This window comes from Brachybacterium nesterenkovii (assembly GCF_900163655.1).
GTDB lineage: Bacteria > Actinomycetota > Actinomycetes > Actinomycetales > Dermabacteraceae > Brachybacterium > Brachybacterium nesterenkovii.
This window is the reverse complement of sequence record NZ_FWFG01000061.1, coordinates 16,229-38,181: the sequence shown is the minus strand read 5'-3', so window position 1 is coordinate 38,181 and position 21,953 is coordinate 16,229. Positions and strand designations below refer to the sequence as shown.

20 protein-coding genes are annotated in these 21,953 nt (G+C 73.9%); all 20 read right to left on the bottom strand.

Features of this window, described 5'->3' with window-relative positions:
• Positions 1-129: 129 nt before the first annotated feature.
• The 20 genes from FM110_RS06955 to mraZ all read right to left on the bottom strand — a co-directional run bounded on the left by FM110_RS06955 (position 130) and on the right by mraZ (position 21,786).
• Positions 130-813: a hypothetical protein gene (locus FM110_RS06955; RefSeq protein WP_234992000.1), complete on the bottom strand. Its 684-nt coding sequence runs from the start codon at positions 811-813 to the stop codon at positions 130-132.
• 142 nt (positions 814-955) lie between these two features.
• Entirely contained in the window at positions 956-1,882 is a 927-nt protein-coding gene (locus FM110_RS06950) for an RluA family pseudouridine synthase (protein WP_087103928.1), read from the bottom strand.
• Positions 1,879-2,388, bottom strand: a complete 510-nt coding sequence (lspA, locus tag FM110_RS06945; RefSeq protein ID WP_087103926.1) for a signal peptidase II — start codon at positions 2,386-2,388, stop codon at positions 1,879-1,881. The genes FM110_RS06950 and lspA overlap by 4 nt, the downstream gene beginning before the upstream one ends.
• A gap of 98 nt (positions 2,389-2,486) precedes the next feature.
• Positions 2,487-3,098 carry a DivIVA domain-containing protein gene (locus FM110_RS06940; protein WP_087103925.1) on the bottom strand — a complete coding sequence of 204 codons (612 nt, stop codon included), beginning with the start codon at positions 3,096-3,098 and terminating at the stop codon, positions 2,487-2,489.
• A 157-nt stretch (positions 3,099-3,255) separates the two neighbouring features.
• Positions 3,256-3,549 carry a YggT family protein gene (locus tag FM110_RS06935; protein ID WP_087103923.1) on the bottom strand — a complete coding sequence of 98 codons (294 nt, stop codon included), beginning with the start codon at positions 3,547-3,549 and terminating at the stop codon, positions 3,256-3,258.
• Between the two features lie 11 nt (positions 3,550-3,560).
• Positions 3,561-4,049, bottom strand: a complete 489-nt coding sequence (locus FM110_RS06930) for a cell division protein SepF (protein WP_087103955.1) — start codon at positions 4,047-4,049, stop codon at positions 3,561-3,563.
• A gap of 301 nt (positions 4,050-4,350) precedes the next feature.
• Entirely contained in the window at positions 4,351-5,103 is a 753-nt protein-coding gene (gene pgeF / locus FM110_RS06925) for a peptidoglycan editing factor PgeF (protein WP_087103921.1), read from the bottom strand.
• A 10-nt stretch (positions 5,104-5,113) separates the two neighbouring features.
• A complete protein-coding gene (gene ftsZ / locus FM110_RS06920; RefSeq protein WP_087103919.1) occupies positions 5,114-6,520 on the bottom strand; it encodes a cell division protein FtsZ in 1,407 nt (468 codons plus the stop codon).
• 246 nt (positions 6,521-6,766) lie between these two features.
• The gene (locus FM110_RS06915; protein ID WP_087103917.1) at positions 6,767-7,924 is read right to left on the bottom strand and encodes a cell division protein FtsQ/DivIB; all 1,158 of its coding nucleotides are present in this window, start codon (positions 7,922-7,924) and stop codon (positions 6,767-6,769) included.
• Complete coding sequence (murC, locus tag FM110_RS06910; protein WP_087103916.1) at positions 7,924-9,438, bottom strand: UDP-N-acetylmuramate--L-alanine ligase; 1,515 nt, start codon at positions 9,436-9,438, stop codon at positions 7,924-7,926. The genes FM110_RS06915 and murC overlap by 1 nt, the downstream gene beginning before the upstream one ends.
• A 35-nt stretch (positions 9,439-9,473) precedes the next feature.
• Positions 9,474-10,562, bottom strand: a complete 1,089-nt coding sequence (murG, locus tag FM110_RS06905) for an undecaprenyldiphospho-muramoylpentapeptide beta-N-acetylglucosaminyltransferase (RefSeq protein WP_087103914.1) — start codon at positions 10,560-10,562, stop codon at positions 9,474-9,476.
• Positions 10,559-12,175: a putative lipid II flippase FtsW gene (gene ftsW / locus FM110_RS06900; protein WP_087103912.1), complete on the bottom strand. Its 1,617-nt coding sequence runs from the start codon at positions 12,173-12,175 to the stop codon at positions 10,559-10,561. Before ftsW ends, murG begins: the two co-directional genes overlap by 4 nt.
• Positions 12,172-13,692, bottom strand: a complete 1,521-nt coding sequence (gene murD / locus FM110_RS06895) for a UDP-N-acetylmuramoyl-L-alanine--D-glutamate ligase (protein ID WP_087103910.1) — start codon at positions 13,690-13,692, stop codon at positions 12,172-12,174. Before murD ends, ftsW begins: the two co-directional genes overlap by 4 nt.
• Positions 13,689-14,780 carry a phospho-N-acetylmuramoyl-pentapeptide-transferase gene (mraY, locus tag FM110_RS06890; protein ID WP_087103908.1) on the bottom strand — a complete coding sequence of 364 codons (1,092 nt, stop codon included), beginning with the start codon at positions 14,778-14,780 and terminating at the stop codon, positions 13,689-13,691. The genes murD and mraY overlap by 4 nt, the downstream gene beginning before the upstream one ends.
• Positions 14,777-16,222 (bottom strand): UDP-N-acetylmuramoyl-tripeptide--D-alanyl-D-alanine ligase, encoded by a 1,446-nt coding sequence (locus FM110_RS06885; RefSeq protein WP_087103906.1) that lies wholly within the window; start codon positions 16,220-16,222, stop codon positions 14,777-14,779. Before FM110_RS06885 ends, mraY begins: the two co-directional genes overlap by 4 nt.
• Positions 16,216-17,805: a UDP-N-acetylmuramoyl-L-alanyl-D-glutamate--2,6-diaminopimelate ligase gene (locus FM110_RS06880; RefSeq protein ID WP_087103953.1), complete on the bottom strand. Its 1,590-nt coding sequence runs from the start codon at positions 17,803-17,805 to the stop codon at positions 16,216-16,218. Before FM110_RS06880 ends, FM110_RS06885 begins: the two co-directional genes overlap by 7 nt.
• A gap of 5 nt (positions 17,806-17,810) precedes the next feature.
• Positions 17,811-19,562 (bottom strand): peptidoglycan D,D-transpeptidase FtsI family protein, encoded by a 1,752-nt coding sequence (locus tag FM110_RS06875; protein ID WP_234991998.1) that lies wholly within the window; start codon positions 19,560-19,562, stop codon positions 17,811-17,813.
• Positions 19,563-19,567: 5 nt separating this feature from the next.
• On the bottom strand, positions 19,568-20,086 hold the full coding sequence (locus FM110_RS06870; protein ID WP_087103904.1) for a hypothetical protein: 519 nt from the start codon (positions 20,084-20,086) through the stop codon (positions 19,568-19,570).
• Positions 20,087-20,100: 14 nt separating this feature from the next.
• Positions 20,101-21,096 carry a 16S rRNA (cytosine(1402)-N(4))-methyltransferase RsmH gene (rsmH, locus tag FM110_RS06865; RefSeq protein WP_087103902.1) on the bottom strand — a complete coding sequence of 332 codons (996 nt, stop codon included), beginning with the start codon at positions 21,094-21,096 and terminating at the stop codon, positions 20,101-20,103.
• 258 nt (positions 21,097-21,354) lie between these two features.
• A complete protein-coding gene (gene mraZ / locus FM110_RS06860; protein ID WP_087103900.1) occupies positions 21,355-21,786 on the bottom strand; it encodes a division/cell wall cluster transcriptional repressor MraZ in 432 nt (143 codons plus the stop codon).
• Positions 21,787-21,953 lie beyond the last annotated feature (167 nt).

The window sequence follows — 21,953 nt, the reverse complement described above, 5'->3', positions numbered from 1 at the left end:
GAGGACAGCGATGCCTCCGCAGCCAGGGGCGCAGCGCTCGGAGCCGTCTCCGGCCCACTCCCTGCCGTCCCGTGCGTCGCACCGGTCCCCGCGGCATGGGCGCGGGGTGAGATCGGCCGTCCGCCGCCGTCACGCGCTCGGCGCATCCCCATCCTCCTCCGCCTCGGCCTCCCGCAGCATCTCGGTCATGAGGCGCTGGAGGTGCTCCTCCGCGCTCTCGACCGAGAGCGCGCGGTCATCCCGCCGCGGCGGCATGCCCTCGACAAGCGCCCCGCCGTGCCAGTCCATCGACTCCTCGGGGAGGTGCGGCGCGGCATCCCGCCACAGGTCGATCGGCACCGCGTGCGCGGCGAGGTCCCGCGCCAGGGCGTCGGCCGCGGCCGGATCCCCCGAGCGCTGCAGCACCGCCACCAGCAGCGACTGCACGCTCCACGCCTCGGCATCATCGCGACCGGGCTCGGCCGTCTGCTGCACGAGGGCGATGAAGCTGGCCGCGAGCTCGTCGTCGCCGTCCTCGTAGTGGTCCTTGGCCATCCGCAGGGCGATCGCCGGCACGTGCGCGGTCTGCCCCCACAGGACGCCCGCACCGACCAGGCTCATGCCCACGCCCGTCGGGAAGTCGGGGTGCGCGGCGATCGGGCTCGAGGGTGTGCGGCCGGCCCGCCGGTCGTCGTCGGCCTCGAGGAACGCGCGGCTCGCCGCGGCCACCGCCTCCCGGGCGCGCTCGGCATCGCGCAGCGCGACGGGGGCATCAGCGGGGTCGACGCCCAGCAGGCCGGACACGCGGCCCCAGGGGAAGTCGGAGCGGTCCACGGCGCGATTCGTCGGTGCAGGCACATCCGACGACACTGGCCCATCCGACGGCTGACGTCGGCCTACCGGATCGGATTCGTCCTCGGCTCCGGAGCCGACAGGCGGTGCGCTGCTCATGCCCCGACGCTATCGCGCCGCGCGCTCAGCCCTCCCGCAGCGCCTCGAGCGCCCGGTGCAGGTCCGCGGGGTGGTGCGAGGTGAAGCTCACGCGCTCCCCTCGTGTCGGATGCTCGAACGACAGCTCCATCGCGTGCAGCCACTGGCGCGCGAGGCCGAGCCTCTCGGCGAGCGTCGGGTCCGCCCCGTACAGCGGATCCCCGACGAGCGGGTGGCGCATCGCCGACATATGCACGCGGATCTGGTGCGTGCGACCGGTCTCGAGCTTGATCCGCAGCAGGTCCGCGCCATGCAGCTGCTCGGTGACCGTGTACCGCGTGACCGCGTGCTTCCCGGTCGACATGACGGCGTACTTGTAGTCGTAGTGCGGGGAGCGGCCGATGGGCGCCTCGATGGTCCCCTCTGCGGGGTCCAGGTGCCCCTGGGCCACGGCGTGGTAGATCTTGTCGACGCGGCGCTCGCTGAATGCCGCCTTCAGCACCGGATAGGCGCGCTCGGACTTCGCGATCACCATCAGACCGCTCGTCCCGACATCCAGGCGCGAGACGATGCCGCGCCGCTCGGGCGGGCCGCCCGCGGTGATCGAGACGCCGGCGGCCGCCAGGTGCCCCAGCACCGTCGGCCCGTCCCAGCCCGCGCTCGGATGCGCGGCGACGCCGACGGGCTTGTCGACCACCACGATGTCGGCGTCCTCGTGCACGAGCTCCATGCCCGGCGCGATCATCGGCCGCACCTCGACGGCCGGACGCTCGGTGGGGATCTCGACGGTCAGCATCATCCCGGGCTCGAGGCGGGTCGAGCGGGCGGGCGCCGCACCGTCGAGGTCCACGCCGCCGGCCATCACGATCTCGGCCGCGCGCGTGCGCGAGATGCCGAACAGCCGAGCGATGCCGACGTCGACGCGCTCGCCCGCGAGGCCGTCGGGGACGGGCACCGTGCGCACGTCGTTCACGCCGACGGCTCCTCGTGCTCCGCAGCGCCGTCCGCCGGCTCCGCGCCGGCGGCGCTCGGGTCCGGCGCCGTCCCCAGCACGCCGAGCAGCACGATGAGGATCGCCCCGGTCGTCACGCCGATGTCGGCGATGTTGAAGATCGGCCAGTGCGGCAGCTGCAGGAAGTCGACCACCTCGCCGCGGAACGGGGCGGGCTCCCGCAGCAGGCGGTCGTGGATGTTGCCGAGCGCGCCGCCGATGATCAGGCCGAGCGCCACGACCCAGATGCGCGAGCGCACGCCGCGGACCACGAAGAGGATCGCGGCCACGCAGATGAGGATCTGCACGCACGTGATGACCGGCGTGATGCCCTCGCCCATGCCCCAGGCCGCGCCGGAGTTGTAGATGAGGCGCAGCTGCAGCAGGTCGCCGAGCAACGGGCGCGACTCCACGTCCATGAGGGCGTCCTCCGCCCAGTTCTTGGACACCAGGTCGAGGACGAGCACGACGAGCGCGAGGGCGGACATGAGCGCGATGGCCCCGCCGCGGCTGAGTCCGGCGGCCCGGACGCGGCGAACGCCGGACGCTGAGCGCCCGGCGTTCGCCGACTGGGAAGGACTCCGGTTCACAGGCCGAAGTTCACCTGCTTGTCCTGCGTGTCGCTGGTGTCGAGCTCACGCAGCTGGTTCTCGAGGTAGTTGCGCAGACGGTTGCGGTAGTCGCGCTCGAAGGTCCGCAGGCCCTCGATCGACTTCTCCAGCTCCGCCTTCTGGGTCTCGAGGTTCTCGAGCGTGGTGCGCGAGTGCTCCTCGGCCTCGCCGATGATGCGGCGCGACTCGTTCTCGGCGTCGGAGATGAGCTGGTCGCGCTTGTCCTCGCCGTTCTTGACGTGCTCGTCGTGCAGGCGGTTGGCCAGGGCGATGATGCCGGCGGCGTCCTGGGGGGCGGCCGCGGCGGGCGCGGGCTCCTCGACGGCGGCGGCGAGGGCGACGGGCTCATCGGCCGCATCGGCGTCCTCGGCGACCGTGTCGTCACCGGCACCGGCCTCGAGCTGGGCGATGCGGTTGTGCGCCTCCTCGAGCTCCTTGGTCAGGCGGCTGTTCTCGTCGAGCAGCTCCTGCAGGCGCGGCATGACGTCGTTGTCGAGGTAGTTGTCCACCTCGTCCATGTCATAGCCTTCGGAGAACCGCACCGGAGTGAACCGCTTGTTCTGCAGATCCTCGGGCATGAGTGCCATGGGTCACCTTTTCAGTCGGAGTTTCCCGGGCGGCGCCGTCGCAGACCTCGCCTGGGGAGCCGTCACCGGCTCGGGTTTCGAGTACAGCCAGGGTATCCGATGACCCGGCCGTTCCGCCCGTCGGGACGGGAAGCATCCGCGCCGGATGCGCCGGAAGTCACGACCGGACGATACCCCCGAGGACCGAGAGCAGGACCCAGCCGGCGACCAGCAGGATCATCAGGCTGAGGTCGAGCATGATCCCGCCGATCCGCAGCGGAGGGATCCAGCGGCGCAGCAGGCGCACCGGAGGGTCGGTCAGGGTGTAGACCGCCTCGAAGAGCACGAGCACGATGCCGCGCGGCCGGTAGACGGGCGCGTACGCCTGGATCCAGTCGATCACCAGGCGCGCGAGCAGTACCAGGATGTACAGGAGGACGACCAGATGGGCCACCCCGGCGATGATCTGCACGGGCGGGCGCCTCAGCTCTGGTTGTAGAAGCTGCCCTCGTCGGTCGAGGCCTCCCCGTCGACCTCGACGAACTCCGGGCTCAGCAGGAAGACCTTCGAGGTCACGCGCTCGATGGTGCCGCGGAGGCCGAAGACCAGGCCGGCGGAGAAGTCGACCATGCGCTTGGCGTCGCCGTCCTGCATGTCCGAGAGGTTCACGATGACCGGCACGCCGTCGCGGAAGGACTCCCCGATCGCCTTGGCGTCGTTGTAGGAGCGCGGGTGGATCGTGGTGATGCGGTGCATCGACGCCTCCGCGGGTCGAGTGGCCGGGACGACGCTGGGTCGCTGACGGATCGGGGTCACCTGGGCCTCGCGCTCTCGCGTCTCGGCGAGCTCCGCACGGCGCGAGCCGTGCGAAGAGGGCGCGCTCTCGCGAGCTTCGAGCTCGTCCTCGTAGTACTCGTCGTCGACCTCGTTGGCGAGGCCGAGCGCCACCATCGCGTTGTGCCAAGCACCCATGGTCATCTCCCAGCGTGAAGTGTTCGTGGCCCTCGCGCGCGGCACGCGGGGGACTGTGCAGAGGCCTCGGGGAAGCACGGGGAGTGCGCGGAGGCCACGCATCGAACGTACCCGGTCCACCCGAGAGGGCGCCGCAATGACACGGCGTGTCGCGCGCCTCTCACCATCTCGCCGGCGCGGTAGGCGTCAGTGCACGTGGGCGCTGAGCATCAGAGCACCGCGGCGCTGCGCGTCGGGAGATGGTGACGCTGAGTGTCAGGGCAGCGCGGCACTGCGAGTCAGGGCACCGCGATGCCGCGCGTCAGGGCAGGGCGACCGCGCCCGCGAAGCGTCCCGTCGTCGCCGCGCGCCGGTAGGAGAAGAAGGCCTCGTCCTCGACCGTGCACGGCGCATCGGCCAGCACGTTCGCGGCATCGAGCCCGGCTGAGACGAGGGAGGACACGGCTCCAGCGCGCAGATCGAGCGACGGGGTGCCCCACGACGTCTCGGCGCCGATGCCGCCGATCAGCGCCTCGGACTCGTCGCGCATCGCCGCGGGGACCTCGTAGCAGCGCCCGCAGACGCTCGGCCCGATCTCCGCGGCGATCGCCTCCGCGCGCGCTCCGAGCCCCTCCATGGCCTCGACCGTCGCCGGGAGGATCCCGTCGAGCAGGCCCCGGCGCCCCGCATGGGCGGCGCCGACGACGCCCGCCTCCGCATCCACGAGGAGCACGGGCAGGCAGTCGGCCACCATGATCGCGAGGGCCACGTCGGACCGCGCCGTGACCAGGGCGTCGGCGCGCCGCGGGTGGGCGGCGAGGTCGTCGACGCCCGTCTCGGCGTCCACGGTCACGACGTCGGCCGAGTGCACCTGCTCGACGTAGACGACGCGGCGCGCCAGGGCCGTCTCGAGGCGTGCTCGGTTGGCCTCGACGCGGGCGGGCTCATCGCCCACGTGGCGCGCGAGGTTCAGCGAGGACCAATGGCCCTCGGAGACGCCGCCGGACCGGGCGGTAAACAGGGCACGGGCCCCGCGAAGACGCGAGGCCCGTGCACCGGGAAGAAACGAGGTCACCGTCAGCGGCTCACTTCAGGAACGACGGGAGGTCCAGGTCGTCGTCGCCGGCCGGGCCCTCCTCGATGCGCGGCGGGCGCACCGGCTCCATGCGCTGGGTCTCCTGCGGGTCCTCCTGCTGCGGGGCCTGCTGACCGTACTGGCCGCCCTGCTGCGGGGCCGCGGCCTGCTGGGGCGCCTGCTGCTGGCCGAAGGACGGCTGGCCCTGCGCGGACGAGGGCTGCTCCGACTCCGCGGGGTCCTCGCGCCGGTCCTCCTCGACGACGGGGCGCGAGGGCGTGAACTGCTGCTGGGGAGCGCCCCAGCCGCCCGAGAACGCGCCGGCGCCGCGGCCCTGATCGCCCGCGGGGCGGGCGGAGGACTGCGAGGCGGGACGCTGCACGGCGGCCGGGCGGGGCTCCGCGGCGGGCCGCGAGGGGCTCTGCTGGACCGACGGGCGGGCCTGCTGGGCGTCGTGGCGCGGGGTCGGGCCGCCGGCCTCGAAGCCCGCGGCGATGACGGTCACGCGGACCTCGTCGCCCAGGGCGTCGTCGATGATGGCGCCGAAAATGAGGTTCGCGTCCGGGTGCGCGGCCTCCTGCACCAGGCGGGCCGCCTCGGAGACCTCGTAGAGGCCGAGGTCGCTGCCGCCCTGGATGGACAGCAGGACGCCGTAGGCGCCGTCGATGGAGGCCTCGAGCAGCGGGCTGGACACGGCGAGCTCCGCGGCCTGCAGCGCGCGGTCGTCGCCGCGGGAGGAGCCGATGCCCATGAGGGCCGAGCCCGCGCCCTGCATGACGGACTTGACGTCCGCGAAGTCGAGGTTGATGAGGCCCGGGGTGGTGATGAGGTCGGTGATGCCCTGGACGCCCGACAGCAGCACCTGATCGGCCGACTTGAAGGCGTCCAGCATCGACACCTGCTTGTCGGCGATCGACAGGAGGCGATCGTTGGGGATCACGATGAGGGTGTCGACCTCGGACTGCAGCGCGGCGATGCCGGACTCCGCCTGGGTCGAGCGGCGGCGGCCCTCGAAGGTGAACGGGCGGGTGACCACGCCGATGGTCAGCGCGCCGAGGCTGCGGGCGATCTTGGCCACGACGGGCGCGCCGCCGGTGCCGGTGCCGCCGCCCTCGCCGGCGGTGACGAAGACCATGTCGGCCCCGCGCAGGACCTCCTCGATCTCCTCGGCGTGGTCCTCGGCGGCCTTGCGGCCGACCTCGGGGTCCGCGCCGGCGCCGAGGCCGCGCGTGAGCTCCTTGCCCACATCGAGCTTGACGTCCGCATCGGACATGAGGAGCGCCTGCGCGTCGGTGTTGATCGCGATGAACTCGACGCCCTTGAGACCCGACTCGATCATGCGGTTGACGGCGTTCACGCCGCCGCCGCCGACACCGACGACCTTGATGACTGCGAGGTAGTTCTGAGATCCGGCCACGGGGGTACGTCCTTGCTCTTGGGTGCGCTGCTGCTGGTCAGAGGCTGATTCCGCGCCCGCCTCGAACCCTCGACCTCGACTTGAGGTTCAGACTCGGGGGCGGTCATCGCCTACCTCGACGCTAGGGACGGCCCCGCCCCGGCGCAACGACCGGGCCTGGCGTGTCGGGCGCGGCGTGAGGGCCGTCGCCGCCGGTCGCCCTCGGCCTGTCGCGGCGGCGGCCGTCCGAGGCACCGGGCCCGCGCCTCAGCGGGTGACGGGGGCCACCGGGGAGGACACGTCGATGACGGTGCCCGGCGTCTCCAGGAGCGCCGCGGTCACCTGCCCCTTGAGCTTCGAGTCCTTCGCGTCGCCCCACACGAGCGTCTTGTCCCCGTGGGAGTCGGTCCGCACCGCCAGCGTCACGTCCGTGGGGGTCGTGGCCGTGATCGCGGTGACCCTCCCGCGCAGGTCGTCGGGCAGAGCGGCGAGGACGTCGAGCATCGCGTGCGTGGCCCCGGCGTCGTCCACGGATCCCTCCCCCACCTGCAGCGGGACCAGGTGGCGGTCCTGCGCGGCCGCATCGGGCAGCGGCACGCCCTCGGCGTCCACGATCACGGTGGAGCCGCCCGCCTCCGTCACCGTCGCCAGCGGCTCGCGCTCGACGATCGTCACCGCCACGCCGTGGGGCCAGGAGCGGCTGACCTCCGCCGTGCGCACCCCGGGGACCGAGGCGGCCGAGCGGGCGAGATCCCCGGTCGGGAGCGTGAGGATGCTCGTGCCCTTGCCGGAGGCGACGGCCTCCTCGACCGCCGCGGGATCGACGTAGCTCGTGCCGCGCACGCTCACCTGCTGGACCCTGAAGTACGGGGCGTACAGCAGCGTGAGGATCGCCGCGACGAGCGCGAGCACCAGCACCGCGGCGGTGACGATGATCGCGCTCCGACGCCGCCGCCACGGACGCGGCCGGACGAGGTCGCGGAACCGGTCGGCGGCCGGGACGAGGACGCCGCCGCGCGCGCCATCGGTCGTCGACGCATCACGTGCGGAAGCAGGCGCAGGCGCGGTCTTGCGCTCGGGAGCAGACACGGTCTTGCGCGAGGCGGCAGGCGCGGACCTGCGCTCGGGGGCCGGCGCCGTGCGCCCCTCGGCGCCTCGACGCCCCGACGGCTCAGGCGCCTCGGTCGCCTCGGGCGAACGGCGCCCGGTCCGCGAGCGCCCGCGCCGGGCGCCGCCATCGCCGTGGACCCGGGTGCGCCCCGGGGACGCGGCCTCCTCACGGCGGGACTCCGCGCCGCCGCGGGAGGACGGCGCGTCCGTGCGCTCCTCGGGCGCCGCGGGGGCGTCCGTCCGCTTCTGCTCCGGGGGGCGCAGGTGCGCGCCTCCGGGCCCGGGGCGCCGCGGCGCCGGGGGGCGGCGGGCCATCAGGCGCGCTCCTCCGCATCCGCGAGCGCGGCCAGGACGACGGGCGTCTCCTCGACCACATCGCCCGCACCGAGCATGAGCACGACGTCCCCGGGACGCGCCGCACCGGCCACGAGTCCGGCGACCTCCGCGCGGTCGTCGAGGGGGCGCACCGAGGCCCCGGCGGGCGCCAGGTCGGTGATCGTGCGGGCCGTGGTGGCGGGGTCCGGATCCTCGCGGGCGGCGTAGACGGGCATCACGAGCGCCTCGTCGGCCCCGGCCAGCGCCGCGGCGAAGTCGCTCGCGAAATCGCGCGTGCGGGAGAACAGATGCGGCTGGAACACCGCGATCACGCGGCCCTCGCCGACGATCCCGCGGGCCGCGGCGATCGTCGCGGCCACCTCGCGCGGATGGTGCGCGTAGTCGTCGTAGACGGTGACGCCCGCACGCGTGCCCTTCTTCTCGAAGCGCCGCGACGCCCCCGTGAACGGGGCGATGCCGCCGAGCAGGTCCTGCACGGCGGCCTCGGGCAGCGCGGCGTGGGCGGCGGCGAGGGCGCCGAGGGCGTTGAGGACGTTGTGGTGGCCGTGGACGGCCAGCGTCGCGCTCGCCTCCCCGGCGGGCGTCGCGTACGCGACCGCGGTGCCGTCCGCACGCGCCTCCTCCGAGACCACCCGCCAATCGACGTCGTCGCCCGTGCCGTAGCGCTCGACGCGCACGCCGCGCACCGCGGCCCGCTCCCCGAGCGCCGCGGCGCCCGGATCGTCGGCGCACACGATCAGCGCCCCGCCGTCGACGATCCGCTCCGTGAGCGCGTCGAAGGCCGCCGTCAGGTTCTCGAGCGTGCCGTGGAAGTCCAGGTGATCGGGCTCGAGGTTCGTGACCACCACGGCGCGCGGCGCGAAGGCCAGGAAGGAGCCGTCGGACTCGTCGGCCTCGACCACGGCGCTGGTCCCCGTGCCGAACCCGGCGTTGCGGCCCAGGTCCGGGACCGCGGCGCCCAGCGCCCACGCGGGATCGTCCCCGCCGCCGCGCAGCGCGACGGTCGCCATGGCGGTCGTGGACGTCTTGCCGTGGGTGCCGGCCACCGCGATCGTGCGGCGCTCCCCCAGCAGCCCGGCGAGCGCCGCCGCCCGGTGGATCACCGCGATGCCGCGCTCATGCGCCGCGATCACCTCGGGGTTGTCGGGCCGGACGGCGGTCGAGACCGCCACCAGGTCGCAGTCCTCGGCCAGGAGCTCCGCGTCGAATCCGATGCCGATGCGGGCGCCGGCCTCGCGCAGCGGCGCGATGAACTGGCCGTCCTGGGAGTCCGAGCCGCTGACCGCGAGCCCCGCCTCGAGCGCGAGGCGGGCGACGGCCGACATGCCCGCGCCGCCGATGCGGATCACGTGCAGCGAGCGCACCGGGGTCTCGGGCCAGTCGGCGCGCGTGACCACGGGGCCGGGGCGGAGCATCGTGCGGACCTCGGGCGCCGGCGCCCCCGGGTCGGGGCGGGAGGCGTCGGGGGTCACGGGGGAAGCGTCGCGGGTCATGGAGCCACGCTAGCGCCAGGGGTGCGGGGCCGCGCTCAGGCGCGGCGTGCGGCGCTGATCACCCGCTGCGCGAGCTGCTCGGCCGCGTCCGGGATCCCGAAGGCGCGGGCGGCCTGCGACATGGCCGCGAGGCGCTCGGGATCCAGCAGCAGCGGCAGCGCGGTCCGCGTGAGGGTCTGCGCCGTGAAGTCGGCGTCGTCGATCATGAGGGCGCCGCCCGCGGCGACGACCTCCTGGCCGTTGAGGGCCTGCTCCCCGTTGCCGATGGGCAGCGGCACGAAGACGGCGGGCAGGCCGACGGCCGTGACCTCGCTGACCGTGCCCGAGCCCGAGCGCGTCACGGCGAGGTCGGCGGCGGCGTACGCCTCCTCCATCGCGCTCACGTACTCGAGCACCCGGTATCCCTCGCGCTCGGCGCTCGCGGGCGCCCCCTTGCCCTTGCCCGTCACGTGGAGGATCTGCGCCCCCGCGGCGAGCATCTCGTCGGCCGCGCCCGCGACCGCCTCGTTCAGGCGCTGGGCGCCGAGCGATCCGCCCGTCACGAGCAGCACGGGGCGCGCCGGGTCCAGGCCGAGGCCCCGCACCGCCTCGTCGCGCCGGGCGGCGCGGTCCAGGTGCGCGATCCCGCGGCGCATCGGCATGCCCACGCGCTCGGCGCGCGGCAGCGGGGTGTCGGAGAAGGCCGTCGCGACGACGGCGGCGCGGCGGGCGCCCAGGCGGTTGGCCAGCCCGGGGCGCCGGTTGGCCTCGTGGACGACGAGCGGGACGCGCGCAGCGGCGGCCGCGAGGTACGCCGGCGGGCAGACGTAGCCGCCGAAGCCCACGACGGCGTCGATGCGGCGCTCGCGCAGCAGGGCGCGGACGCGGCGCAGGGTGCCGGCGAAGCGCGCGGGGAAGCGCAGGGCCGCGCCGTCGGGGCGGCGCGGGAAGGGGACCTTGTCGATCGTCACGAGCTCGAGGCCCGCGGCGGGGACGAGGTCGGCCTCCAGACCGTCCTTCGTCCCGAGGACGACGAGCTCGGCCTCGGGCTCGAGCTCGCGCAGCGCCGCGGCGGTCGCCAGCAGCGGGGAGACATGCCCGGCGGTGCCGCCGCCGGCCAGGAGGATGCGCGGTGCGGTGGTCATCGGGTGCCTCGCGTGCGTCGGGTGCGGGAGGGTGCAGGGGATGCGGGCTGCGCCGCTCCGGTCCGTGAGCCGCCCCCGGCCCGGGCCCGGGAGCCGCCGCCCGCCCGAGACGCGGTGCTGCCGCTCCGGGAGGAGGTGCCGCCGCGCGCACCGGTGCCGCCGCGCGTGCCGGCGCCCCGTCGCGGCGAGGAGCCCCGGGTGCCGGCGGTGGTGGTGCGGCCGCGGGAGGAGGCGCCGGACGCGGAGCTCCGGCTCGCGGCGCGCGCGGCCTTGGCGGCCGAGCGGCGGCGGGCGCGGGCGCTGCGCGGCGCGGCCTGCGCCCCGGCCGGGGCGGGCACGACGGTGGCGCCGCGGCGGACGCGCCCCACGCGCGCCCGGATCGCATCGGCGGCGCCCGGCTCGTGCCGGGCGAAGGACAGCAGCACCCCGAGAGCGGTCATCGAGGTGACGAGCGCCGAGCCGCCGGCCGAGATGAACGGCAGCGGGACGCCGAGGACGGGCAGCAGCCCGGTCACGACCATCATGTTCGTGAAGGCCTGGCCCAGCAGCCAGGCGCTGATGCCCGCGACCGCGACCTGGACGAACAGGTCGTCGATCCGGGTGATCATGCGCAGGAGGACGAGGGCGAGGGCCGCGAACAGCGCGAGCACGCCCAGCGTCCCGAACAGGCCCATCTCCTCCCCCAGGACGGCGAAGATGTAGTCGTTGTCCGCCGCGGGCAGCAGGCCCCACTTCTGGCGGGACTCGCCGAGCCCCACGCCCCACCAGCCGCCCTCCGCGAGCGCCATGAGGCCGTGATCGGCCTGGTAGCAGGAGGAGCCGACGCATTCGCCGTGCAGCCAGGTGGTGATGCGGGCCATGCGGTTGGCGCTCGTGAGGACCATGCCGGTCACGCTGACGACGCCGACGGCCGCGGCGAGCGCGAACCAGCGGCGCGGGACGCCCGCCACCCACAGGCTGCCGGCGATGAGCATGCACATGACCATCGCGGTGCCCAGGTCGTGCCCGTACAGCACGAGGCCGAGCGCGATCACGATCACGGGCGCGATCGGGAACAGCAGGTGCTTGGGCTGGTTCATCAGCGGGCGCTTCATCGCGACGATCGACGCGATCCACACCGCGAGGGCGAGCTTGAGCAGCTCCGAGGGCTGCAGCGTCATCGAGCCGATGCGGATCCAGTTGCGGTTGCCGCCCGCGCCGAAGCCCAGGGGGGTGAACACGAGCATCTGCAGCGCGAATCCCACCAGCAGCAGCGGCCAGGCCATCCGCCGGTAGAACCCGGGACGCAGGAGGGCCGCGAGCACCAGGAGCGGCAGCCCGATGAGCGCGAAGCGGCCCTGGCTGATGAGGCCCGCGTACGGGGACTCCCCGCGGCCCAGCGAGATGATCATGGAGCTCGAGAGCACCATCACCAGCCCGATGCCCAGCAGCAGCCCGCCGATGACGAGGAGCGCATAGAAATCGAGGGCCGGCGAGCGCAGCCAGGTGGCGATGCCCTCGCGGACCCTCCCGCCGACGTCGCCCAGGGGGTTCTCGTCGCTCGTGCGCAGGACCGTGGTGCTGCGCTCGGGTCGGTAGCGCTGGGGGCGCCGCCGCGTCTGCTCCGCCGTCATGCCGCGCCCTCCCCCGCGATCGCCCGGGCGGCCGCGGCGAACAGGTCGCCGCGCTCCGCGTAGTCCTCGAACTGGTCCATCGACGCGGCCGCCGGGGCCATCAGCACCGCGTCGCCGTCCTCGGCGAGCGCCGCGGCCGCTGCGACCGCCTGCTCCATGACCTCGCGCGCGCTGAGCGTCGAGCCATCAGTGTGGCCCGGCTCGATCCGACGGACGGGGACGTCGGCGGCGTGTCGGGCGAGCGCCTCGAGGAAGGGCGTGCCGTCCGCGCCGATCACGACGGCGCCGCGCAGGCGCGCGGCCGCGCTCGCGACGAGGCCGTCGACGTCGGCGCCCTTGGTCAGCCCGCCGACGATCCAGACGACGGAGTCGGTGGAGGCGAGGGAGGCGGCGGCCGCGTCCGGGTTCGTGGCCTTGGAGTCGTCCACCCAGGCGACGCCGCCGGCACGGGCGACGACCTCGGCGCGGTGGGCGCCGGCGCGGAAGGCGCGCAGGCCCTCGCGCACGTGCAGCGGGTCGACGCCGTGGGCGCGGGCGAGGGCGGCGGCGGCGAGGGCGTCGAAGACGACGTGCGGCGGCGCGCCGTGCGGCCCCAGGTGGGCGAGGTCCTCGAGGTGCGCGAGCTCGAGGGCGCGGTGCGCGCGGTCGTCGAGGAACGCGCGGTCGACGAGGATGCCGTCGACGACGCCGAGCTCGGAGAGGCCGGGGGCGCCGAGGGTCACGCCGATGGCGCGGCAGCCCTCGAGCACGTCCGCGTCCTCGACGAGGCGCCGCGTGCGCTCGTCGGCGACGGAGTACACGCAGGCGATCTCGCAGTCGGCGTAGATGCGGCCCTTGTCGGCGGCATAGGCGTCGATGCCGCCGTGCCAGTCGAGGTGGTCCTCGGTGATGCCCAGGATCACGGCGGCCTCGCAGGCCACGTGCTCGGTGCGGTGCAGCTGGAAGGAGGAGAGCTCGACGGCGAGGACGTCGAAGCCCTCCGGGTCCAGCGCCGCCTCGATGACGGGCAGCCCGACGTTGCCGCAGGCGACGGCGCGCAGCCCCGCCGTACGCAGGATCGTCTCGAGCATCGTGACCACGGTGGTCTTGCCGTTGGTGCCGGTGACGCCGAGCCAGGCGGGGCCGTCGGGCGCCTGCATGCGGCGCGCCAGCTCGACCTCGCTCCACACGGGGATCCCGGCGTCGGCGGCGGCGAGGAGCAGGGGCTGGTCGAGGCGCCAGCCCGGGGAGGTGACGACGAGGTCGAAGGGCGCGCCGTCGGCGGTCTCGGGCAGGGCGCTCGTGTGCTCGGGACCGAGGCGCACGTCGACCCCGAGGACCTCGAGGATCCGGGCCCGCTCGAGGTTCCTCTCGCTGCGGGCGCCGTCGACGACGGTCACGCGGGCGCCGCGCTGCATGGTCTGGTCGGCCACCGCGTAGCCGGAGACGCCGAAGCCCGTCACGAGGATGCGCAGGCCCGAGACGTCGAGCCCGGGCCAGGGCAGCTCGTCGACGCGCACCGCGGGCGCGGCGGTCACGACACCACCCGCGGGATCGCGTCGATGTAGAACAGGCCCAGTCCGCTCACGCCGAGGATGCCGGCGACGATCCAGAAGCGGACGACGATGGTCACCTCGTTCCAGCCCTTGAGCTCGAAGTGGTGCTGCAGCGGGGCCATGCGGAACACGCGCTTGCGGGTGAGCTTGTAGCTCGTCACCTGGATGATGACCGACAGCGAGATGATGACGAAGAGGCCGCCGATGATCGCGCCCAGCAGCTCGGTGCGCGAGACGATGGTGATGCCCGCGAGCGCTCCGCCGAGGGCCAGCGAGCCCGTGTCGCCCATGAAGATCTTGGCCGGCGAGGTGTTCCACCACAGGAAGCCCACGCAGGCGCCGACGATCGCCGAGCAGACCACGGCGGTGTCCAGCGGCGCGGCCGCCGTGTAGCAGTTGGGGTAGACGAGGTCCTCCGGGCAGGACTGGCGCCACTGCCAGAAGGAGATCAGCACGTAGACGCCCGCGAAGATGATCGTGGCGCCGGTGGCGAGCCCGTCGAGCCCGTCGGTGAGGTTCACGCCGTTGGACCAGGCGGCGACGAGGAAGTTGGCCCACAGGGCGAACAGCACGAGGCCCACGGCGGTCCCCGCGAAGGCGAGGTCCAGCCACGGGATGTCCCGCAGGAACGAGATGTGGCCGGTGGTGATGGGGCGGCCGTCGGGGCCGGGCAGCAGGATCGCGCCGATCGCGAAGAGCGTCGCGACGAGCACCTGGCCGATGAGCTTGTCGCGCGCCCGCAGGCCCAGGCTCCGCTGGCGGGAGATCTTCAGGAAGTCGTCGAGGAAGCCGACGACGCCCAGTCCCGTCATGAGGAACAGGACCAGCAACGCCGAGGTCGAGGGGACCTGGCCCAGCAGCAGGTGCGTCAGGCCGTAGGCGATCAGGGTCGCGAGGATGATCGCGACGCCGCCCATGGTGGGGGTGCCGCGCTTGGTCGCATGCGAGGTGGGGCCGTCGTCGCGGACGAACTGGCCGTAGCTCTTGCGCACGAGGAGCCGGATGTACAGCGGCGTGCCGAGGATGGACAGCACGAGCGCGATCGCGCCGGCGATGATGAGCGCCTTCATCCGTGGGCCTTCCCGTGGCTCAGCTCGACGAGTCGGGGCCCGAGGTCGCGGACGCCGGCGTCCCGGGACGACTTCAGCAGGATCACGTCCCCGGGGCGCATCGTCGTTTCTAGCACAGCGAGCGCCTCGTCGATCGTGCCGACGTGCTCGGACTCCCCGTCGAAGCTGCCCTCCAGGCAGGCGCCGTTGTGGATCGCACGTGCGCCCTCGCCGACGACGATGAGCTTGCCCACGTTCAGCCGCACGGCGAGCCGCCCGACCTCGTCGTGGAGGCGGATGGTGTCCTCGCCCAGCTCGAGCATCTCGCCGAGGACGGCGATCGTGCGGCGTCCCCGTCCCAGGTGGGCGAGGGTGCGCAGCGCCAGGCGCATCGAGTCCGGGTTGGCGTTGTAGGCGTCGTTGACGAGCGTGATGCCGTCTGGCAGCTCGATCGTCTCCATGCGCTGGCCCGAGACGGCGCGCGCGGTCGCGAGGGCGGCCACGACGTCATCGAGCCGGGCGCCCGCGAGCAGCGCGGCGGTGGTCGCGGCCAGGGCGTTCATCGCCTGGTGCTCGCCGACGAGCCCGAGGACCGCATCGCGCGTCCCCGCCTCGACGGGGTCGCCCGTCACCGTAGTCAGCCCCGCGGGGACGACGAGCTCGAAGGCCGCGTGCGCGCCCTCGTCCAGGCGCAGGTCCCGGCCCTGGACGTCGCCGCCGGCGAGGCCCCAGGTCACGACGGGGGCCTGGCTGCGGGAGGCCATGGCGGCCACGCGCGGGTCCTCGGCGTTCAGGACGGCGCGGCCCGCGGGCGCGAGGGCCTCGACGATCTCGCCCTTGGCCTGCGCGATGGCCTCGACGGAGCCGAACTCGCCCAGGTGGGCCGAGCCCACGTTCAGCACGAGGGAGATGTCGGGCCGGGCGATGGCGGTGAGGTGGGCGATGTGGCCGATGCCGCGCGCGCCCATCTCGAGCACCAGGAAGCGGGTGGAGTCGTCGATGCCGAGCACGGTGAGCGGCAGGCCCAGCTCGTTGTTGTGGCTGCCGGCCGGGGCGACCGTCGGGCCCGCCGTCGCGAGCAGGGCGCCCAGCAGATCCTTGGTGCCGGTCTTGCCGGCCGATCCCGTGACCGCGAGGACCACGAGGTCGTCGCGCTCCGAGCGGGCCCGCTCGAGCTGCGCGTGCGCGAGGGCCGACAGGGCCGCCTCGACGTCCTCGACGAGCACCGCCGGGTGATCGACCTCGCGGGAGACGAGGCTCAGCGCGGCGCCCGCCGTCGCGGCGGTCGCGAGGTAGTCGTGCCCGTCGGCCCGCTCGCCGACGAAGGCGGCGAAGAGGTCGCCGGGCTCGACGGCGCGCGAGTCGATGCGGGCGCTTCCGGTGACGCGCTCGTCGCCCGTGGCGCCGCCGACGAGGCGTCCCCCGGTGATCTCGGCGATCTCGGTCGCGGTGGTGGTCAGCATGCGGATCCTTCCTGGGCCGCGCGGGCGAGGGCCTCGCGCAGCTGGTCACGGTCGTCGAAGGGGTGCACGACCCCTCCGATGTCCTGTCCCGTCTCCGCGCCCTTGCCGGCCACGAGCACGGTGTCGCCGGGGCGGGCGATCCGGGCGGCCAGGGCGATGGCCGCGCCGCGGCCGTCGACCTCGTGGACCTCGGCGGGGGCGTCCGCCGCGATCCCGGCCAGGACGGCGGCGCGGATGCTCGCGGGCTCCTCGGAGCGGGGGTTGTCATCGGTCACGATCACGACGTCGGCCTCGGCGGCGGCCACGGCGCCCATGCGGGGGCGCTTGGCGCGGTCGCGGTCCCCTCCGGCGCCCATCACGACGATCAGGCGCGCGGTGCCGGGCACGGCGCGCAGCGTGGTCAGCGCCTGGTGCAGGGAGTCCTCGGTGTGGGAGTAGTCGACGATGCCGCGGACGGGGCTCGCGGCGACCTGCTCCATGCGTCCGGGGACGACGGCGGCGCGGGCGATCGCCTCGGCGGTCTGCTCCACCGGGAGCCCGAGGGCCTCGAGGATCAGGGCCACTGCCATCGTGTTGGCGATGTAGTGGCGGCCCGGGAGCGGGCTGGTGATCTCGTGGCGCGTGCCGTCGCGGCGGGCCATCGTGAAGACGGAGCCGATCCCGGCGGCGGCCTCGGTGCCGCTGCGCACGTCCTCGGCGCGGATGTCGGCGTCGACGCCCGCGAGCGTCGCGTAGGTGACGTGCTCGAGCTCGGTGGTCTCGGCGAGGCGGCGTCCCCACTGGTCGTCGACGCAGATCACGGCGCGCCGCGCGTGCTCGGGGGCGAACAGCGAGGCCTTGGCCCGGAAGTAGGACTCCATATCGCCGTGGAAATCGAGGTGGTCCTGCGTGAGGTTGGTGAAGCAGACGACCTCGTGGACGATCTCGTCGGCGCGGTGGAGCACCATCGCGTGGCTGGAGACCTCCATCGAGCACACCTCGACGCCGTCCTCGCGCATGCGCGCGAGGATCCCGTGGACCTCGGGGGCCTCCGGTGTGGTGCGGACCGTCGCGATCGCGTGATCGCGTCCGGCCGCGTCCCGGTAGGAGGTGCCGGAGGTGCCGATCACGCCGCTCGCACGCCCGAGGTCCAGGAGGGTGCCGTGGACCATGCTCGTGATGGACGTCTTGCCGTTGGTGCCGGTGACGCCGACGGTCCGGGGCCTGCCCGCGGCCGTGCCGAGGATCGCGGCCGCGGCCCGGGCGGTGTCCGCACGGGGGTCGGCGACGACGAGCACGGCCAGTCCCGCGGCGGCGCAGCGCTCCCGACCGGCCTCGTCGGTCAGGGCCGCGACCGCGCCGCGCTCGGCGGCCTGGGCGGCGAAGTCGGCGCCGTGGGCGCGCGCCCCCTGCAGGGCGCAGTAGAGGTCGCCCGGGCGCACCGCGCGCGAGTCGAGCGTGATCCCGGTGACGCGCGCGTCGGCGTCGCCGTCGAGCCGGGCGTCGAGCACGCGCGCGAGCGCCGCGCACGCGAGCGCCGGGGAGGTCGCGGGGCGGGGCTCGTGCACGACGGGCGCCTGCTGCTGGCCGTCGGATCCGGTCATGGCCGTCACCACGCGTTCTCGAGCTCGACGCCCGGCTTCCCGGTCGGGGCGATGCGCTGGTTCTGCAGGGCGAACTCCATGAAGCGCGCCCAGGTCGGGGAGGCCGCCGTGTTGCCGGAGATGAAGGTGTCCAGGCCGTAGACGAACACGCCGACCACGATCTCGGGATCGTCCGCGGGGGCGAAGCCGATGAACGACGAGGTGTACTGGCCGTCGGCGGTCTGGGCGGTGCCGGTCTTGCCGGCGACCGCGTACTGCGGGATGTTCGCGTTCTGCGTCCCGTCATCGGGCACGTCGTTGTCCATCAGCTGGACCATCGTCGCGGCCGTCTGCGAGGAGACCACGCGGGTCTGCTCCGAAGCCTTGGACGGGCGGATCGAGCCGTCGTCCTGGCGCACGCCGCGGACGATCGTCGGCTCGACGCGCACGCCGTCGTTGGCGAAGGTCGAGATGGCCGAGACCACCTGCAGCGCCGTCACCGAGTAGCCCTGCCCGAAGGCGGTCGTGTACCGGGTGCGTCCGTTCCAGTCCTCGGGCTTGGGCAGCATGCCCGCGGACTCCGCCGGCAGCTCGATCCCCGTCTTCTGCCCCAGTCCGAAGGCGCGCAGGTAGTCGTAGCGCACCTGCGGCGTGAGCGTCTCGGCGATCTGCACGGTGCCCGTGTTCGAGCTGTCGTGCAGCACGCCCGCGGTGGTCAGCTGCTTGGTGTCGTGCGGATGCGAGTCCTTGATCCGGTGGCCGCGGAAGTCCATCGTGTACGGCGCCGTGTACTGGCTGGCCGGGGTCACGGTCCCCTGGTCGATGGCCGAGGCGACGGTGAGCAGCTTGCCTGTCGAGCCCGGGTCGAAGATGCTCTGGATCGACGGGTTGCCGCGATGCTCCGCATCCGTCGCACCCACGTCGTTGGGGTCGAAGGTCGGGTAGTCCGCCAGCGCGAGCACCTCGCCCGTCTTCGCGTTCAGCGCGACGATCGAGCCGCCGTCGGCCCCGTACTGCTGCACGGTCGCGGCGATCTGCTCCTGCGCCTTCCACTGCAGGTCGCGGTCGAGCGTGAGCACGACGTCCTGGCCGTCGACGGCCTCGGTCGTGTCCTGGATGCCGGTGGGGATGATCTGCCCGTTGGCGCCGCGCTCGTAAGTGGTCTTCCCGTCGCGGCCCTGCAGCTCCTCGTTGGCGGACAGCTCGATGCCGGCCTGCGGCTCGCCCGCGCCGTTGACGAAGCCGATCACGTTGCCCGCGACCTGGCCGCTCGGGTAGATGCGATCGGCCACGCGGTCCGCCCCGATGCCCGGGATCCTCAGGTCCAGGATCGCGTCGCGCACGGTCGGGTCCACGCCCTTGGACAGGAACATGAACTGCCGGTCGCCCGTGAGCTTGGCCTGGGTGTCCTCGACGGTCCAGCCCAGGATCGGGGCCAGCAGCTTCGCCGCCGCCGGCACGCCCTTCTCCGTCGCGCTGGAGTCGCCCTCGAGGTACTCGGCCACCTGGCGCTGGTTGACGAACACGTCGTAGCGCTCGACCGAGGTCGCGAGCACGGTGCCGTCGCGGTCGAGCACATCGCCGCGCAGCGCCGGGATCGTGCGCGTGGTGGTGCGCTCCTTCTGCGCCTGGGCGGCCAGGCCCTCGGCGTTCAGGCCCTGGACCCAGATGAGGCGGCCTGCGAGCAGGAGGATCGCGATCATGATCGCCGCGACCAGCAGCCGGTGGCGGCTGGTGGGGCGTCCGAGGCGCGGGGGCGGGAGCGTCGGCATCATCATCGCGGTCAGCGTCCCTCGTTGCCCATGCCCCAGTAGGTGTCGTCGTCGTAGATCTGCGCGGCCGGGACCGGCGCCAGCTCGGCGGGCGCGGCCTGGCCGCCGGCCGGGAGGGGCTCGCCAATGATCGTGCCCTGGCCCAGGTCGATGTAGGCCGGCGTGCCGGCCGGGACCATGCCGAGCTCGGTCGCGCGCTTCTGCAGCTCCTGCGGCGTGGACAGCCGCTCGCTCTCCTCCGCGAGGGTCTGCTCCTGCACCGTCAGGCGGTGGGACTCCTTCTGGAGCTCTGCGAGGCGGAAGCTCGTGTCCGACATGGAGATGTTGAGCATGAGCACGGCGAACAGGGTGACCGCGATGATCGCCGTGCACAGCAGCGTGAAGGGGACCGAGCTCGACGACGGGTTCGGTCGGGTCACGACGGTCAGGCGGGGGCGCGGGGCGGTCGCGGACCCCGAGGAACGGCCCTCCGTCGAGCGACGGGGGGCCGCGGGAGCGGTGGCGCGGTGGGCGAGGGCGGTGCGGGCCATGGCGGGCTTCCTCCTCAGGATCCGGGGCGCACGCGCTCGAGCGCCCGCAGGCGCACCGAGGCGGATCGGGTGTTCACGGACTGCTCGCGCTCGTCGGCGCGCACGGCCCCGCGCACCAGCGGGGCGAAGGTGGGGCGGTGCTCCTCGAGCTCGACGGGCAGCCCGGCGGGGGCGCTCGAGCGGGTGCGGCGGGCGAAGGCCGTCTTGACCAGGCGGTCCTCCCCCGAGTGGTAGGACTCGACGACGATGCGACCGCCGACCGCGACCGCGTCCAGGGCCCCCTCGAGGGCGCGGGAGAGGATCTCGAGCTCGCGGTTCACCGCGATGCGCAGGGCCTGGAAGGTCCGCTTGGCGGGGTGGCCGCCGCTCGCCTTCGAGGCGGCGGGGATGGCCCGGTCCAGCAGCGCGACCAGCTGGCCGCTGCGCTCGATGGGAGCATCCGCGCGGGTCTCGACGATGCGGCGGGCGATGCGGCGCGAGAAGCGCTCGTCGCCGTACTCGTGCAGGATCCGCGCGATCTCCGCCTCATCGGCCGCGGCGAGGATGTCCGCGGCGGTCGGGCCCTCGTCGGTGTCCATCCGCATGTCGAGCGGGGCGTCCTCGCTGTAGGAGAAGCCGCGCTCGGCCGTGTCGATCTGGAAGCTCGAGAGCCCGAGGTCGAGCATCACCGCGTCGGCGGAGGGCAGGCCCAGGGAGGCGAGGGCCTCGGGGATCTCGTCGTAGGTCGCGTGGATCAGGTCGATGCGGTCTCCGTGGCCGGCGCGCTCGAGGCGCTCACGGGCGAGCTCGAGCGCCTGGGCGTCGCGGTCGATGCCGACGAGCCGCGCCGTCGGGGCGGCGTCGAGGACCGCGCTCGCGTGGCCCGCCATCCCGAGGGTGCCGTCGACGTAGACGGCGCCGGGACGGGTCAGGGCGGGGGCGAGGAGGTCGACGCAGGTGTCCAAGAGCACGGGGATGTGCCGGTCCTCGGTCGCCCGCTGCTCGGGCGTCCGCTGCTGCGCGCTGTCCATGCCACCTCCCCGTTCCTGCGCCGTGCTGGTCATCGGTCGTCGTGCATCCATCGGCTCTCGTGCGTCGTGCTCGTCGTCCGCCGGGCGGACGGGTCCTGCCGCCGTCGCCGTGCCCCGCAGGGCGTGCGACGTGCGAGGACGGCCGCGGAGGTCCGCGGCCGTCCTGTCCGTCTCGCGGGATTCCCCGTCGCTCCCGACCCGCCACCGGGGAAGTTGCGTCGGGGCGGAAGCGACGAGAAATCTCGCGATACGGCCGTGTCAGAGCATCCCGGGGACCACTTCCTCGGCGGTCGCCGCGAAGCCCTCCTCGTTCTGCGCCAGGTAGGTCTCCCAGGCCGGGGTGGACCAGATCTCGAGCCAGTCCCCGGCGCCGATCACGGTGCAGTCCCGATCCAGGTTCGCGTAGGTGCGCAGATGGCTCGGGACCGTGATGCGGCCCTGCTTGTCGGGGACCACGTCCTCGGCGCCGGACAGGAGCACGCGCAGGTAGTCGCGCGTGCGCTTGTCGGTCGCCGGGGCCGTGCGCAGCTTCTGGTGCAGCTCCTCGAAGGCGCGGAGCGGGTACACCGAGATGCAGTGCTCCTGGCCGCGGGTCATCACCAGACCCGAGGCCAGCTGGTCCCGGAACTTCGCGGGGAAGATCAGGCGCCCCTTCTCGTCGAGACGGGGCGTGAAGGTTCCGAGGAACATCCGACCCCCCTCTCATCGAGAACGGAGGCCCATTCCTCCCCCGTGCGCTCCACTTTACCCCACCACCCTCCACCACTGGCTACCCCTGCCCCACGATTCAGCCGATGTGATCTCGAAAGCGCTGGTCAGAGAGGTGGAGTGAAGTGGAGTGGATTCTCCTGCCACGC